The following is a 15710-nucleotide window of genomic DNA, read 5'->3' on the forward strand; positions in this document are numbered from 1 at the left end:
ACTTAATAGAAGTACTAAAGGAAAATTCAAAGTAAAAAGTTTTTATTCAAGAGGTCTTTTGTTGACCAAGCAACCCCTCTGTTCAAGTAAAGGAGCAGGTTAGTGCAAGAAGGAAAATAACCCTTGTGGTAAAATTAGGTATCAAATATTAAAAAGAAGGTAACTTAATGGAGTTCTTAACTGAAAAATTATTATTTATAGCTTTGTTTATTTTTATCATTCATTCTATAGAAACACTTGCTTATGCTGTGAGGTTGTCAGGAGCAAGAGTTAAAATGATCGCGTCCGCTTTATCTCTCTTTAACATAATGGTAATTGTTTCAAGGCTGGCTAATATGATGCAACAACCATTCACTGGTAGTTTAATCGATACTGCTCCAAAGGAAAATGCTCTAGAATTTGTAGAAACTCAATTTAGAATTCTTATAGGTGCATCAACCGTTGGTACAGTTTTTGGAATAATACTACTTCCGACTTTTATAGCTTTATTTTCACGGGCAATCATTCATTTATCGCAGGAAAAAGGTTCCGTACCTTCCTTAATGAAAAGGATACTTTCTTTCGAGTACATAAAGCGCGGCATAACGCATTTTAGTTTACCAAAGTTTTCATACTTACAGGAAACGAGAATTAAGGATATTCCAATAAAACTATTTTTTGTGAATATGATCATAACATCGATTTATACTATCGGTGTTTTATCTGCATTATATGCAGCCCTATTAGTTCCTGAAAGAGGTAATACGGCTATAATGGCATCAGGTTTAATAAATGGGGTAGCAACAATACTCTTGGTTGTTTTTATAGATCCCAAAATTTCTGTAATCGCAGACGATGTTGTTAATCAAAGAGGAAGTTACAATAAGCTGAAAAATATGTCCTTGATGATGGTAACTTCAAGGTTGTTAGGCACAGTACTTGCCCAATTGTTGTTTATATGGGGTGCAAAATATATAGCATGGTTTACGAAATTTATTGTATAAATGGTATGCCATTGTGGCGTTTGCTTAACAGGCAGCCGCCCTTAGCTCAGGTATAGGAGCAGGTTAGTGGAAGGGGCGCTGCGTCCATTAGGGGAAGGTAATTTAAAATGAGAAGTTTTAATGTGTTTCTAACAAAATTAACATCATATTTAATATGTTCCATTTGCACTACTTTTCTTTATTTATTTTCTGAGTTTAACAGTCCACCTCAGTTCCTGGATTTTATTAACTTCTTTTTAATCACAGCCTTAGTTATATTGTTATTAGGTGTACCTGTTTCAATTTTTATAGATTGGCTGGTAGTAAGATTTAAACGTCAGGTGTTTTTTTCTTTATTGTTTCACTCAACTGCCTTTCCAGTTTTATTGTTACCGCTAAATATAGAGGAATTTAACACAATTGATGAAGGGACTGTCTACTTTTTATTCATTACTTCCGTTATACCTCTATTGTTTTCAGTAATAAATATATCTTTAATAAAGCTATCTCACAAAAATAAAGTTAACGTATCTTAAAATCCAAAGGGGGAGATTTTATGTGGATTTTTACACTACTTATTGTTATAGGTGTTGGGACCATTGTTGGTTTTTTGAAAGAACAATCTAAACAGAATAAAAGAATTATTGAACTGCTTGAAGAGATAAGTCAAAACAAATAAATCGATAAGCAGGACTGTGCTAGACAAGCAGCGGCCTTGTGTCCAAGTAAAGGGCAAAATAGCAGAATAAGGGTTTCTGAGATTCCAAGAGGTGATGACTTTGATAAGAGTAACCTTAGAATTATTTCGCATAATAGCTATATTTTTAATTTTGGGAGCTGTGTTAGGGGGAATCCTGAAATTCCTTTATGGCAGTCTAGGGGTAAATTTGGACAATACAAGTGGAGGTTGGTTAGCAGGAATTGCAATTTATATATTTCCTTTTGTATTGTATAGAAATAAACTCCAATTTTCTGGATTTTATAAAGGAGAAAATCAAGTGAAACTCCCGAAGAAGTTAAGTGTTTCTCTTGTTTGTTGTGCAGCATTTATGATTATTATTGCTCCTATCTTCCGCTAAAGGAGACAATAACTGAACATCATTTAATTGATCTAGGGCTAATACCCTTCTTTAATTATTGAGCAGGATAATACTGTTATTTGAAATTGGGGGAGTGAGATGAAAGGATTAGCTTGGGGTTTAATGCTTTTTTATTTACTCATTACTGTATTTTGGATTTCTAATTCACCATATTTATTTTCCTTGTGGGGTATTATTATATGGCTAACTTCAATTTTGTTAGGATTTATTGCTTTTAAGAAGATAAATGAAAAACATTTTACTAGGAAACCTATATTATATTCAACGTCCTTTATGGTATTTTTGCTTATAGTAACAGGTGTGATACATTTAGCAGTTACTTCAATGCCATAATTGTTATTCAGGTTAAGGCGGCTTCAATGGAATATGAACGGGAACGTCCAAATCAGACGTTCCCATATTTTTTGCCTGCAAAATGGAGTTGTCACTGAGACTCTATTTTTGTTAATAATCCTAGTAGTTAAAGAGATAATCTATTTCTTGAAAAATGATATACTAAAAACAATAGAAATAGGAGGTGATACCAGTGAAATGGGAACAAGTACGTGAACAATATCTCAATACACTACCTGGATACCCCGATTCAACCCCCGCATGAAAATAATATAACAAACTGCATTTAGCTGAAACTACACGTGGATACTACATGTTTCATACTGACCCCAACACAATTGAAGTTAAAGAACAAAAGTTTATTGGCGTAAGGAACGACTTCAATGATGACAAGTTCCCCCGTAAGTTAATTACCACATAAAACTGCTTTTCTTACTCTCACCAACAGAAAAAACTCCAGAATATCAAATTTAAGGATACTATAATAAACATTTGGATAGGAAGAGGGATGCTATGGAATTTGAAAAAGAATACCAGGCCTTTATGGATAGTCACTTACAGACAAGGACCGGGGAGCGGCTGCGGCGCTTACAGGAAGGTCACAAACATGCTGAAAGGTTGTTTTTAGAACAAGTGTGGTGGCCATTATTTCAGCATTTTCGGTATCTTCATCCGGAATATGAAATTAACGATTTTAAGGATGGGAAAAGGTACTTGGACTTTGCTTACATTCGTCCAACCATGCAGATTTGCTTTGAAATTGACGGGTACGGCCCTCATTTGCAGAAAATAAGCAGATGGCAATTTTCCGATAGCCTCGAACGTCAAAACCAATTGGTGATCGACGGATGGACCGTGATCCGCTTCTCATACGACCAAGTTAAAGAGAAGCCGCGACGATGCCAGCAAATTATTCAGCAAGTGATTGGCCGTTGGCTCGGGGATGAACTGGATCAGACAACACTTTCCTTAGTCGAAAAGGAAGTACTCCGTCTGGCAATTCGAAAAGGAGAGGCCATATCCCCTATTGAAGTTGCGGAATATGTTAATTTAAGTACCAGGACAGTTAGTAAAGTGCTTTCTCAACTAGTCGAGAAACAAATGCTCACTCCCGCATCCGGGACAAGAAGAATTCGCTCTTACCAGTTAGGGACGCAACTAAAACACTTTCACCTAAACTAAAATAGCGGAAAGAATTTCCCTTATTAGGGAAGAAACATTGGAAACAGGCAAAATAAAGGAAAGAATTTCCCTTAATTGCTTCGAATCGCTCTAAAACAGGCGATATTCTGCATATAAGAGAAAAAACTTCCTCTATTTATTCCAAAATAAGTACTAATCTGGATTTAACGGAAAAATTTTCTCTTATTTCTTTCATTTCGCTAGGATCGAAAAAAAAGCAGTATCCCGAAGTAAGCGGGATGCTGCTTTTTTAAATTTACTTAATCGCCTTACTAACCTTCAACTTCTTCCCTTTGACAGTCGCATTCTCCATGGCTTGTAAAACCAGCGATCCCTTTCCATTCAAAATATCCACATAGGACATTTGATCATGGATGGTGATGATGCCGATATCATCTGCTGAGACCCCAGGGATCTTGGCAATCGTACCGACAAAATCAACAGCACGGATCTTCTTCTTTTTACCGCCGGTGAAATGAAGCTTCATGATATCCTGATTGATCCGAGCGGTTTTGTTATTTCTGACAACCCGACGGCCGCTGAGTTTTTCTTCGAATGCTTTCCTTCCGGCAGCCACTTCCGGATAGCTTGGAGCTTCCATCGCGGGTATCTCAAAGCCGATATACCTTTCAATGGCTTTAATGAACTTTTCTTCATAAGGTGTTGAGAACGTAATGGCTTTTCCTTTATTGCCGGCACGGCCGGTTCTTCCGGTTCTGTGCACATAGCTCTCTTTTTCCATCGGCACGTCGTAGTTGATGACAAGGGTCACATTATCAATATCAATCCCTCTAGCAGCAACATCGGTGGCCACAAGATAGCGAAAGTTCCCCAGTTTGAATCCTTCCATAACAGAGAAACGGTCCTCTTGTTCCAGTCCGCCATGAAGTCTCTCGCAAGGATAGCCGGCTTTATCCAGTTCACTGTACACAGTATCAACGTTTTCTTTCGTACGGCAGAAAATCAGGCAGCTGTCCGGATTCTCGACAACCGTGATGTCTTTCAGGAGTGAAATCTTTTCTTCTTCCTTCACTTGAATCAAAGAATGATCAATGGTATCAGCCGTTACCCCGGTTGATTCAATTTCAATCTGAAGAGGGTCGTTCATATATCTATGGCAGAGATTTTCAACATCCTTAGGCAGGGTAGCCGAAAACACCATTGTGACGCGGTCGGAAGGAAGCTCATTGATGATCGCTTCGACTTCATCGATGAAACCCCTATTCAGCATCTCATCCGCTTCATCTATGATAAGATACTTGATTTGATCCAAGTCCAAGGTTTCCCGGTCAATATGATCCATGACCCGGCCGGGCGTACCAACCACTACATGCGTTTTTTGCTTCAATTCATCCTTTTGTTTTGAAAAAGGTTCTTTTCCATAAACGGCGACTGCTTTAATGCGTTTGAAACGTCCGATATTCGTGATATCTTCCCGGACTTGAACCGCAAGCTCCCTGGTCGGGGTAAGAATTAAGGCCTGTGGCTTTTTCTCTTCCCATTCAATCATTTCGGAAACAGGGATGCCAAAGGAGGCCGTCTTGCCGCTTCCTGTTTGGGCTTTTACGACAAGGTCCCGGTTTTCCAGTGCTGCCGGGATCACTTTACTTTGAACTTCTGTTGGCGTTTCATATTTTAAAACAGCTAGTGCTCTTTTGATTTCATCGCTTACCTGATAATCCGCAAAACTTTTTTTACTCATTATTCAACCTCTTTATTTGTTTTTTCGTCCTATGAATAGGATTCTCTCAAAGAAATATCATATGCATGATCTGAATAGTGTTCATTATACTTGAAGAAACAGGTGGAGGCTAAAGAATTTTTCAATGCTTACCAAAAGCAGGCTAAGGGTAAATCTCATATAAAAAGGATGATCACCATGGCATTCGATTATGATTTGGATTTTGATAATATAGATTTCCGCGAAAACCCTGAACTGTACAGGGTCGGCCGGGGAGAGCAGGGCGTGCTGCTGGTGGAGCCTTACAAGAGTGAAATTCTGCAGCATTGGCGGTTCAAGACCCCGGAAATTGCGAAGGAGTCATCCGATAAGATTTATGAGATGTTTCTCGACTATAAGGAGAAAGATGATTTTGTCGGGATGGACATGGCAAGGAAATTTCTGCAGATGGGCTATACACGTGCCCGCCGTTACACCAATTATAAAGGCGGAAAGAAATATGACGAGGATGGCAATGTGAACGAAAGGCAGAATGACCCGGAGAAGGCAGAATCAGCGGCCATTTTTATGGAAAAGTGGAAGCTTGCGCGGGAGGATAAGGATTATCTGAAACGGAAGAAAGAGCATCAGAAGAAGTATGGGTGAAGGGGCGTGTCTTCAGCGTTTGCGTCCTTCATTAAAGATATTGTAACCCAGTAACCATTTTTAGTGTGTTTAATCTTAAATAGAATTCTTTTAGAGAGATTTGATATAATTGAATTGAGGTGAAAGCTAAATGAATTCAATGAGTGAACAGGCAAAACAGGAATTATTTAGTCCTCTAAATGGTAAAGAGTCAAGAGTTTTTGTTTTGAATGGTAAATTAGTTTCTGTTGAAGTAGAAGGTGATTCAGAAAGAATAAATCATGCTGTGGATTCGGATTTAGCACAAGAAATTGAAGAATATCCTGAACTTAAAGCTTCATTGGCTAGGTATTTAGACAACCCGGATATGAAAAGATATTCTGGAAAAGAGTTGAAATCCAGGCGCAATGAAAAGAGAAAATAAAAAACCTTATACTGTACTTTTCACAGAGGAGTTTGAATTCTGTTTAGATAAGATCTAACATTTCTTTTCGGATAAAGGAAAAGAAAGCGTGTAAAGAAATAATGTAAAGGTTGTTGCTGACAATCAATGTGACAACCTTATTTTAATACACTGTCGACTTACCATTTCAACTGGGGGTCAAGTGTTGCTTTGGAGTGAGCTTAAGTGAAGTGGTTGTCTCAAAAAAATAAAAAACCTCTTTTAGTATTTATCCTTATTATTTTAGTGATTGCCGGTCTGCTCGATATCATTTTTGAAGGCTTGTTCTTTCAATTATTACCGGATTCGGTTCAGGCATTTTTAAAGGACTGAAAATTTGATAGCTAAGATTAAGGGCCTGCCCCCAGTACGCTAATGTACCGGAGGGCAGGCCATTTTCTTTTATGGGTGGGAAAAGGAACCTGTCCCGCCTATTGATTGTGATAGCGATAATAAACGACCAGCCATGCACTGCAGACTACTAAGTAAATGGAATATGAGTAATAAATTTTATATCCATGATTGTAGTGATAAACGCCCACTAAAACTGCCCAATACTCCAACCCTAAATAAATAAAGCTCCACATTAAGATATATATCGACTTCTTTCTCCAAAACCAGGAGGCCCAATCGAATACATAAAAGTATAAATAACAAATGGGTCCAAATGTTAAATAAGAAATGAAATCTATGAATTGGTAAGTGGACTTATCATTGACATCATAAAAGCTGACAGGCTGTACACTGACAGTGTGGTCAAAAAAGAATCCTGTAAAAATCCCGCACATGAGAAATACAAGAGTGACTTTATGCGAGAATCTCTTTGGGAAAAATAGAACAATCAATGTCCCAATCAACAATCCAATTAAAACAGACCATTCATTCCAGTTGAATTGATCATCATAAACAATCATGTCCTGGTCACTTCTTTTCCTTTGATATTGGAAATGCAAACAGCCATTAGACCGGAGAAGATCGTGTAACTCATGAAAAGGATTACCGTATATAGGGGGCTCCAGTGAGTCGCTTTTAGTATCCCTAACTTGGTAATTAAGATATTTAAGAAAAGGAAACTTAAATTGATCAAGATGACCACAACGAATTTTAATAATTTCCACCTATAGCATAAAATATTGGCAGTAATGACGAATATCAATGGAATCATAAATATTCGCAGAACTAAATCAGCAATAGACTTTTCAAAACCTTGGTCGATCTGAATCCACTTTAAGTTAAGATGTAATATCGTGAAGATACTAAGTTCAAAAACGGTGTTTGCAAAATAAACAAATACCATTTCGATCTCAGATAACTTTTTGGGAATCAGCATAAGGATAATGACTACAATCCAAGTCATAAGAACACATACAGCAAGAGACAATAGGAACCCTTCCTTTTAATCATAGATTATGAATAGGATTGACAAAATGGATATAAAAATTCCTTTTGATGGGATATGGACAGAGGGACAGGTGTTCCATATTCTTCAGAACCCTGGGACAAGGAACCTGTCCCTCCGTCCCTTCTAAATAAGGGAAGTTTTTTCCGTTATCCTGCAGAACAGGGCTGGGTACGGGGAAATAAGGGAAGCTTTTTCCCTTAAGGCCATGTCAAAGGGTGCATTTTCATGCTTTTAGAGTAAATAAGGGAAATTCTTTCCTCTATTTACTCTATTTTTCGTGCTATTGTCTCAATAAGCGAAATTTCTTCCCTTATTATGTGGGGATTCTTTTCTTTAACCAAGTGGGACAAGGGACCTGTCCCTGTGTCCCATGTCCCATATTAAGAAAATCTTAAGAAATGCATAAAGTGTTTATTAAGATTTGGTTGGTATGATTCTTTTAGAACATATAATAAAGAGGGGATAAAGTTGAAAAGCCCATTTAGGAGTGAATTTCCATGAATATATTAGTTTGTGATGATGATAGTGCGATCGTCGATGCGATAGAAATCTATTTGGAGAATGAAGGCTATCAAGTACTGAAAGCTTTTAATGGAATGGAAGCGATCGAAGTAATCAGAGAGAATGAGATCCACCTTATTATCATGGATATCATGATGCCGAAAATGGATGGAATCAGAGCTACCATGAAGATTAGGGAAGAGAATAATATTCCTTTGATCATGCTTTCTGCCAAGTCTGAGGACTCGGATAAGATTATCGGGTTGAATTTAGGGGCGGATGACTATATCACCAAGCCGTTTAATCCTTTGGAATTGATAGCAAGGATTAAATCTCAGCTGAGAAGATATACAACCTTTGGAGGTCTTGAAACAAAGAGTTATGTATATCAAACCGGGGGGCTGATGATTGATGATGAAAGTAAAACGATCACCGTCGATGGGGAGGAAGTCCATCTTACTCCTGTACAGTATAAGATCTTGAAGCTTCTGGTTTCGAACCTTGGCAGAGTTTTCTCTATTGAAGAGATTTATGAGAAGGTATGGAATGAACCAGCTTATAATCCGGAAAATACAGTATCCGTGCATATAAGAAAGATCAGGGAGAAGATCGAAATCAATCCAAAGGAGCCAAAATATTTGAAGGTGGTGTGGGGAGTTGGATACAAGGTTGAAAAAATATAGCCATTCACTCATTACAAAAATAGTTGTTTTTATTATTGCTGTTTTATGTCTTACGGGTATTGTCAAAGCATTAGTAGAGGTAGAAATCGAAAATGATGGTGAATTCAGCAGTGTGGTCGATGATGATTATTTTGAAAGTATGGCTTTTGTTCAGGAAAGTCAAAATCTCATTGGTACCCTTACAACCTTACTTGATGACTACAAGAGTGAGGAATATATAAAGAGTGGCAAAACCATTGAGGATGAATGGAGATATGAAGAAGAGGACTTATATATAAATTATCAAAACCAATCTAAAAGTTATAATCCTGAGTTTAGTGAAGAAAGAAATTATGAAACGTTTAAAAAAGAATATGCTGACAAAATCTCTCAGGCAAGGAATGAGTTGATTAAGCAGGACTTAAAAGAATTTCATGCACTTTTGCAAAATCTTGAAGAATATGAAGCACCGTTGTTCCATGCCAGTGATGGAGAAAATGTGTTTTCGAACACGACGATGACAGATAGAGAACAATTTGAAAGCTATCCATCTTATATGGTGTTTGAAGATTATAAACGAGAGTTCTTTCCAAATGAAGTGAAAGAAAATGAACACTTACACTGGATAACAAGTCATCTGGAAGACGTGGATCCTGAAAATATAGTTATTTATGTTGCTTTTACGGAAAAATTTTTAGATGCACAAATAAATGAGTGGGAAAGCAGTAAAGCTGTAGCTGCCAAGAATTTATATAATATAGCATGGTATTTGTTAGGTTTTATCCTTTCATTTGTCTATCTTGTCATAGTGGCAGGAAGAAAATCGTTTGATGATCGAGAGGTACATCTCCATGCAGCAGATAAATTATTTAATGATATAAAGATAGTGCTAGGTATAATCCTTATCGTGCTTTGGGGGGCATGGGCTGAAGAAGTGTCTAATAAAATTGATTTATTCTTCCTGCCCATAACGGTTCCCATTGCTGCAGCGGGATTGCTGCTGATTCTGTCACTAGTGAAACATTATAAAAATAAAACGCTTTTCAAACATACACTGATCTTCAGTATGATCTACGGAATTGTTAAATTTATAGGGGATGTATATAGAAGTGGAAGTATCGGAGTTAAGACGGTACTAATCGTCATTGGCTATCCGATATTGGTTGCTTTAACGTTCTTCATGTTCCCGGTAACGATTGGTATAGCAGCCTGGTTTGCCTTTAAAAAAATCAAGTCCTTTAAAGCCTTACAGGAAGGTGTAGAGACAATAAAGAATGGCAATATACATCATCGAATCGAAGTGACGGGCAAAGGCGAGTTCAGCAGACTGGCTTCCGATATTAACAGCATCACGGATGGTTTGAAAAAAGCGGTGGAGAGTGAGCTCAAAAGTGAACGGTTAAAAACGGAGCTCATCACGAATGTTTCACATGATATAAGAACTCCTTTAACTTCCATCATCACGTATGTTGACCTGTTAAAGACTGAAAAGGATCCATCAAAAACAGAAGGTTATATTGAAGTATTAGATCAAAAATCCAAAAGGCTGAAAGTATTAACAGATGATTTATTTGAAGCAGCGAAGGCATCCAGCGGGAATATACCCGTTACTTTAGAGAAAATTGATATTGTATCCTTGATTACTCAGGGACTCGGGGAACTAAATGACAAAGTAACTGCCAGAAATCTGGATTTTAAAATGAATCATCCCAAGGACAAAATCTATGTGGCAGCTGATGGTAAATTATTGTGGAGATCCGTTGAAAACTTATTATCGAATATATTCAATTACGCTCTCGAAGGATCGAGAGTCTATATAGATATTGAGGATTGGGGCAATGAAGTGCTTATCACTTTCAAAAACATCTCAGCAACTGAGCTGAATATCTCAGCAGACGAATTAATGGAGCGTTTTAAAAGAGGAGATGAATCCAGAACGAGCCAAGGCAGCGGGTTAGGATTATCCATTGCAGGGAATTTAATTGAAATGCAAAAGGGAAGGTTCACTATACATGTAGACGGAGATTTGTTTAAAGCAAGCATCTATTTGCCTAAGCATCAAGATAGTAAGGAGTGATAGGTGAACTGTCCCATATTCAAAGAAACCTATTTTTATAATCAGGGCCTGCCCCTTGGTACACTAACATATTAATGTACCTGGGGCAGGCCCTTGTGTTACATATATACAATCCTACTAGGAATACATCTTCACCCTATTGTTATGATAACGCCCGATCGGCACCACTGAAGGGGAACCTGAAACCGGATCTGATACTACAGTACAATGAAGACCAAAGATTTCTTCTATTAAAGTACTTGTAATGACCTTGGACGGTTCGCCTTCAGCAACAAGCCTCCCTTTTTGAAGAGCAAAAATATGGTCTGCATACCGTGCCGATAAGTTGATATCATGAAGGACCATGACAATGGTTGTTCCGCGTTTTCGATTGAGGTCTGTCAACAGGTCTAGTATTTCGACCTGATAGGTAATATCCAAGTAGGTTGTTGGCTCATCAAGGAACAAGATATCTGTTTGCTGCGCCAGCGCCATAGCGATCCATACACGCTGTCTTTGTCCGCCTGAAAGTTCGTCGATGCTTCTGTCGGCAAATTCAGTGATATTCATGATTTCCATTGCCTCCGCAACAGCTTCATAATCCTGTTTTGTCCAGCCTTTTAAAAACGATTGGTGCGGGTATCTTCCGCGTCCAATCAAATCTGCAACCGTTATACCCTCTGGAACAATGGGGGATTGCGGCAAGAGTCCCAGCACGCGGGCCAGCTGTTTTGGGGGAATTTTATTAATCGGTTTCCCGTCCAATGTCACCTGTCCGGAAGTAGGTTTGATCAGCCTCGCCATCGTCTTGAGCAGTGTGGATTTCCCGCAGCCATTGGCGCCGATAATCACGCTGATTTTATTATTGGGTATGGAAAGACTGACATCATGCAAGATGGTCCTGTCATCATAGCCGGCGGTGATCCCTTCAGATTGAAAAGTATGTGTTGGTTTCACTATAAATTCCCCTTTCGGTTCATGCGGATGAGCAAGTAGATCAGATAAGGTGCACCGAGGATGCCTGTGATGACACCTACCGGATATCGGGCAGTGAAGGCGAATTGTCCAATAAGGTCCGCTCCCAATACCAAGATGATTCCAATTAGACCTGCTGGAATAAGAGGTGAGAATCCAACACCAACCAGTCTTATGGCGATGGGGCCTGAAAGGAATGCAACAAAGGCAATGGGACCTGTGGCAGCAGTAGCCAACGCAATCATAAGGACAGAACTGATAATCAGGATAAGTCTCGTCTTATCTGTATGGATCCCAAGTGAGGTTGCTGCCTGCTCCCCGAGTTCCAGCATCTCTAATTGTTTCCCATAGATCATGATAATAGGGGCGCAGATCAGAACAATGATGATTAGAGGATAAAGAGTCTCCATCTTGGCTCCATTCAAGCTGCCGCTCAGCCACCTCATGGCAGTAGGGATATCGTGATGCTGCCCGATAAGCAATAAATAGGAGATGACGGCATCAAGCATCGCCTGGATTCCGATCCCTACTAAAATTAATCTTCCGATTGAAAAAGAAGTGCTCCTCGATAGCAGGAAAATAATGACGACTGCAGCAAGTCCTCCGATAACAGAGGCAATTGAAACAACCATATTGCTGGCATGGAGGACGATGATACAGAATACAGCAGCGGCACTTGAACCTGCTGTAATGCCAATCACATTGGGATTTGCCAAAGGATTCCGCAGCATGGTCTGAAATACCGTGCCGGCAACCCCGAAAGCAAAACCGGCAAACACCCCGGCAATCATCCTTGGCAGGCGGATGGTCCCGACTGCAAACGATACTCCTTTTACATCCTCACCCAGAAGAACACGAATGACGTCCTGAGCCGGATAGATTGTATTTCCCAGCATAAGCATCGTGCAGCAAAGTGCCAAGGAAATGATGGCAAGAAAGGAAGTAACGAGAATAAAGCGGCGGCGTCTTTTCATTCTTCCTGTCATAATTGTATGTAGAGTAATGGATTCATTCATCATAAGGCACGCATTTTCGCTTTCATAGTTAGTAAAATTAAAATAGGAGCCCCAATAAAGGCTGTAACGACGCCGACTTCCAACTCACCGGGACTGCCGAGAAGCCTTCCGCTCACATCAGCAATCGTTAAGACAATGGCGCCTGTAAGGGCCGACATCGGAATCACAAAACGTAAATCGGGACCGATCATAAGCCGGATCCAGTGGGGGGCCAGCAACCCGATAAAGCCGATCGGACCTGCCAATGCGGTTGTGACACCACACAATAAAACACCGCCAAAGGAAGCGATAAGGCGAAGTGTGCCGGTCCGCACGCCAAATCCTGTGGCAACTTCATCACCCAGTGCCAATGCGTTCAGTGCTGGAGCAGTGAATAAGGCGATCAAGAGTCCGACACTGAGAAAAGGAATGAAGAGGGAGATGGAATCCCAGTTCCCTGCTCCCACACTGCCCACCTGCCAGAATCTGAATTGGTCCATGACGCTTGAGCGGGGAATCATAATCGCGATCACAAGAGAGGATAACGCAGCACTTGTGGCCGCTCCCGCTAGAACAAGTTTAAGGGGCGTGGCACCGCCACTCCCCATTGAACCAATTCCGAATACAAAAATGGCAGTTATGAAAGCTCCGACTAAGGCAAACCAGATATAGTGACTGGCAGAACCAATATTGAAAAAGGAAATGCCGATAACGACAAAGAGTGCTGCTCCTATGTTCACTCCTAATATGCTGGGGTCCGCAATCGGATTCCGGGTAACGGATTGCATGAGTGCTCCGGAAACGCCCAGTGCAGCACCACACATCAGGCTGAAGATCGTTCTGGCAATTCTTTGGCGGACGACATTGGCTCCGTGAGTCTGTACCTCAGGGTGGAACAAGCCGTCCATCAGCTCATTCCATCCGACTGTACGAGATCCAAACGCAAGGGAAGCTAATACACATACACCTAGTAAGATAATCGATAGAATCATTACCTTCATGAAGTTTTTTGGTATAAGTAACTGCTTATTTTCTGAAACGGATAAAGTACTCATTATTCAACTTTGCTTACAGCTTCTGCGAGCAGCTCTACGTACTCGTCGATTGTGTAGTTAATTGAGAGCGGGCTTGGCGTCCCTGCAGCTGCAAGTGGTGTGTTATCTTCAATGACAACGATAGAGCCTCTCTCAACTGCTGGAATCTTTCCTAAAATAGGATCAGCCTGCAGGGCTTGTAGTGTATTCTCATTACCATACGTCACGAAAACATCAGCATCGTTCAGCATATCGGAATTTTCCGCACTTACTTCTATATAGAAGCTGCTCGGATCAATCTCGCTGGAAATGCTTTCAGGATATTCAAACCCTAACTCAGTAAGGAAAGCACCGCGTGGATCTGTCTCTGAGTAGATATAGAACTTGGATAAATCAGCAGCATCAATACTGACGAATGCAGCTTTCTTCCCTTCGAATTCAGGGTGTTCACTTGCTTTTTCTTCAATCAACTGTTCTGTCTCGGCAATCAGTTGTTCTCCTTCTTCTTTCATTCCCATACCGATTGAGTTGTAAGTCACCTGTTCTCTCCATGAAGCAACCCAAGGACTCGTTTGATAAGCAACAACCGGAGCGATTTGGCTTAATGTGTCATATTCTTCTTGAGTAATTCCTGAGTATGCAGCCAGGATGACATCCGGATTCGCATCGGAAATCGCTTCAAAATCCAAACCGTCTGTATCCTGGAAGATATTCGGGTTTTCTTCCCCAAGCTCTTTTACCTTCTCTGCAGTCCAAGGCAGCATCCCGGTATTATCTTGAACTCCATAGTTTGCCGCTGAGAATCCAACAGGTACGACACCAAGAGCCAGCGCAACGTCATGGTTGGACCAGGCGATTGTAGCAACACGTTCAGGTTTTTCCTCGATTGTCGTTTCGCCGAATGCATGTTTAATCACGATTGGGTACTCAGTGTTTGTTTCTTCAGAACCAGCCGCCTCACCCGAAGCCTGTTCAGAACCAGAGTTAGACTCCTCGCCAGAACAGCCAGCAAGTAAAAGCATAAGCAGTGCAATTAATAAAGTGGAGATAAATGAGATTTTACGTTTTGAATTCATATGTATTCCTTCCTTAAAACGTTTTATTTGATAATGATTATCATTATCGTAAATATATACTCAATATAGGAAGTTGTCAATACTATATTGATAAGGTAATAGACAGAAAGTGCTGCGTTGGACAGAGGGACAGTACCTTGTCTCTAAATATATATTTCGCGGGACAATTCACCTGTCCCCATGTCCCCGAAACTTCATCACTCAGCTTCTCGTCTAATTCATAAAGGGGGAAGTCAATATCAAATACAGTTTGTATGTAATACTGGTTGTTTTGTTTCTGTTTCTCGGAGGGTGTTCTCTTGATTCCAGGGACTCAATTATTTTTGAGAAACTGGAAGTATCACAGGAAGAAGTTGTTCCAGAAACAACACTTTTAAAAAGAGAAGAGATGGACAACAAAACCATGCAATACACTGAGGTGAAGATAGCAGACGTGGGTGAAGAAGCAGTCAGGTTGTCTGTCGCAGATAGTTTCTCTGGGTTGAATGACCACTTTTCTTCTGGACTTATGGATGTTTTAGATGTAGAAGGCAATCAATATCGTGCCATCTATATAGGTGAGAATTATCAAGAAAATTTCAGTGCTGAAAATGAGTACGAGAAAGCAGTTTTAGAGTTTTATCGTTCAAAGGACAAGGAAGATGAGAAACCCTATATAGATTTTAAAATAGTGGAGTAGAGTCCA

Annotated in this window: 18 protein-coding genes; 11 read left to right on the forward strand and 7 right to left on the reverse strand. The window is 39.9% G+C overall.

Features of this window, described 5'->3' with window-relative positions:
- Window positions 1–167 precede the first annotated feature (167 nt).
- From ACOJQI_RS02670 to ACOJQI_RS02690, 5 genes are all read left to right on the forward strand, one after another.
- Window positions 168–983, forward strand: a complete 816-nt coding sequence (locus tag ACOJQI_RS02670; protein ID WP_421383292.1) for a lipid II flippase Amj family protein — start codon at window positions 168–170, stop codon at window positions 981–983.
- A 535-nt stretch (window positions 984–1518) separates the two neighbouring features.
- Entirely contained in the window at window positions 1519–1641 is a 123-nt protein-coding gene (locus tag ACOJQI_RS02675; protein WP_421383294.1) for a hypothetical protein, read from the forward strand.
- A 94-nt stretch (window positions 1642–1735) separates the two neighbouring features.
- On the forward strand, window positions 1736–2041 hold the full coding sequence (locus ACOJQI_RS02680; RefSeq protein ID WP_421383295.1) for a hypothetical protein: 306 nt from the start codon (window positions 1736–1738) through the stop codon (window positions 2039–2041).
- A 99-nt stretch (window positions 2042–2140) separates the two neighbouring features.
- Complete coding sequence (locus ACOJQI_RS02685) at window positions 2141–2395, forward strand: hypothetical protein (RefSeq protein WP_421383297.1); 255 nt, start codon at window positions 2141–2143, stop codon at window positions 2393–2395.
- A gap of 513 nt (window positions 2396–2908) precedes the next feature.
- On the forward strand, window positions 2909–3577 hold the full coding sequence (locus tag ACOJQI_RS02690; protein WP_421383299.1) for a DNA-binding response regulator: 669 nt from the start codon (window positions 2909–2911) through the stop codon (window positions 3575–3577).
- 256 nt (window positions 3578–3833) lie between these two features.
- On the opposite strand, the gene ACOJQI_RS02695 is transcribed toward ACOJQI_RS02690, so the two are convergent.
- Entirely contained in the window at window positions 3834–5279 is a 1446-nt protein-coding gene (locus ACOJQI_RS02695; protein WP_421383301.1) for a DEAD/DEAH box helicase, read from the reverse strand.
- A gap of 177 nt (window positions 5280–5456) precedes the next feature.
- Between ACOJQI_RS02695 and ACOJQI_RS02700 the strand changes: the two genes are divergently transcribed.
- From ACOJQI_RS02700 to ACOJQI_RS02710, 3 genes are all read left to right on the forward strand, one after another.
- Window positions 5457–5903, forward strand: coding sequence for a DUF4385 domain-containing protein (locus ACOJQI_RS02700; protein ID WP_421383303.1), 447 nt, complete (start codon window positions 5457–5459; stop codon window positions 5901–5903).
- 130 nt (window positions 5904–6033) lie between these two features.
- On the forward strand, window positions 6034–6306 hold the full coding sequence (locus tag ACOJQI_RS02705; protein ID WP_421383305.1) for a hypothetical protein: 273 nt from the start codon (window positions 6034–6036) through the stop codon (window positions 6304–6306).
- Between the two features lie 204 nt (window positions 6307–6510).
- The gene (locus tag ACOJQI_RS02710; protein ID WP_421383307.1) at window positions 6511–6657 is read left to right on the forward strand and encodes a hypothetical protein; all 147 of its coding nucleotides are present in this window, start codon (window positions 6511–6513) and stop codon (window positions 6655–6657) included.
- A 98-nt stretch (window positions 6658–6755) separates the two neighbouring features.
- Here the strand turns inward: ACOJQI_RS02710 and ACOJQI_RS02715 are convergent, their stop codons facing one another.
- Both ACOJQI_RS02715 and ACOJQI_RS02720 read right to left on the reverse strand, forming a co-directional pair.
- Complete coding sequence (locus tag ACOJQI_RS02715) at window positions 6756–7238, reverse strand: hypothetical protein (protein ID WP_421383309.1); 483 nt, start codon at window positions 7236–7238, stop codon at window positions 6756–6758.
- Window positions 7235–7705 carry a hypothetical protein gene (locus tag ACOJQI_RS02720; protein ID WP_421383311.1) on the reverse strand — a complete coding sequence of 157 codons (471 nt, stop codon included), beginning with the start codon at window positions 7703–7705 and terminating at the stop codon, window positions 7235–7237. Before ACOJQI_RS02720 ends, ACOJQI_RS02715 begins: the two co-directional genes overlap by 4 nt.
- Window positions 7706–8223: 518 nt before the next feature.
- Between ACOJQI_RS02720 and ACOJQI_RS02725 the strand changes: the two genes are divergently transcribed.
- Together ACOJQI_RS02725 and ACOJQI_RS02730 are read left to right on the forward strand one after the other, a co-directional pair.
- Window positions 8224–8910, forward strand: a complete 687-nt coding sequence (locus ACOJQI_RS02725; RefSeq protein ID WP_421383313.1) for a response regulator transcription factor — start codon at window positions 8224–8226, stop codon at window positions 8908–8910.
- Window positions 8885–10966, forward strand: a complete 2082-nt coding sequence (locus ACOJQI_RS02730) for a histidine kinase dimerization/phospho-acceptor domain-containing protein (protein WP_421383315.1) — start codon at window positions 8885–8887, stop codon at window positions 10964–10966. The genes ACOJQI_RS02725 and ACOJQI_RS02730 overlap by 26 nt, the downstream gene beginning before the upstream one ends.
- 117 nt (window positions 10967–11083) lie before the next feature.
- Here the strand turns inward: ACOJQI_RS02730 and ACOJQI_RS02735 are convergent, their stop codons facing one another.
- Genes ACOJQI_RS02735 through ACOJQI_RS02750 form a run of 4 tightly spaced genes read right to left on the reverse strand, consistent with a single transcriptional unit; the run spans window position 11084 to window position 15025 of the window.
- Entirely contained in the window at window positions 11084–11902 is an 819-nt protein-coding gene (locus ACOJQI_RS02735) for an ABC transporter ATP-binding protein (RefSeq protein ID WP_421383317.1), read from the reverse strand.
- The gene (locus ACOJQI_RS02740; protein WP_421383318.1) at window positions 11902–12939 is read right to left on the reverse strand and encodes a FecCD family ABC transporter permease; all 1038 of its coding nucleotides are present in this window, start codon (window positions 12937–12939) and stop codon (window positions 11902–11904) included. The genes ACOJQI_RS02735 and ACOJQI_RS02740 overlap by 1 nt, the downstream gene beginning before the upstream one ends.
- On the reverse strand, window positions 12936–13970 hold the full coding sequence (locus ACOJQI_RS02745; RefSeq protein WP_421383319.1) for a FecCD family ABC transporter permease: 1035 nt from the start codon (window positions 13968–13970) through the stop codon (window positions 12936–12938). The genes ACOJQI_RS02740 and ACOJQI_RS02745 overlap by 4 nt, the downstream gene beginning before the upstream one ends.
- The gene (locus ACOJQI_RS02750; protein WP_421383320.1) at window positions 13970–15025 is read right to left on the reverse strand and encodes an iron-siderophore ABC transporter substrate-binding protein; all 1056 of its coding nucleotides are present in this window, start codon (window positions 15023–15025) and stop codon (window positions 13970–13972) included. The genes ACOJQI_RS02745 and ACOJQI_RS02750 overlap by 1 nt, the downstream gene beginning before the upstream one ends.
- A 388-nt stretch (window positions 15026–15413) precedes the next feature.
- Between ACOJQI_RS02750 and ACOJQI_RS02755 the strand changes: the two genes are divergently transcribed.
- Entirely contained in the window at window positions 15414–15704 is a 291-nt protein-coding gene (locus tag ACOJQI_RS02755) for a hypothetical protein (RefSeq protein WP_421383321.1), read from the forward strand.
- Window positions 15705–15710 lie beyond the last annotated feature (6 nt).

The organism is Bacillus salacetis, from assembly GCF_049177075.1.
GTDB classification, from domain to species: Bacteria; Bacillota; Bacilli; order Bacillales; family Bacillaceae_B; genus Rossellomorea; species Rossellomorea salacetis_A.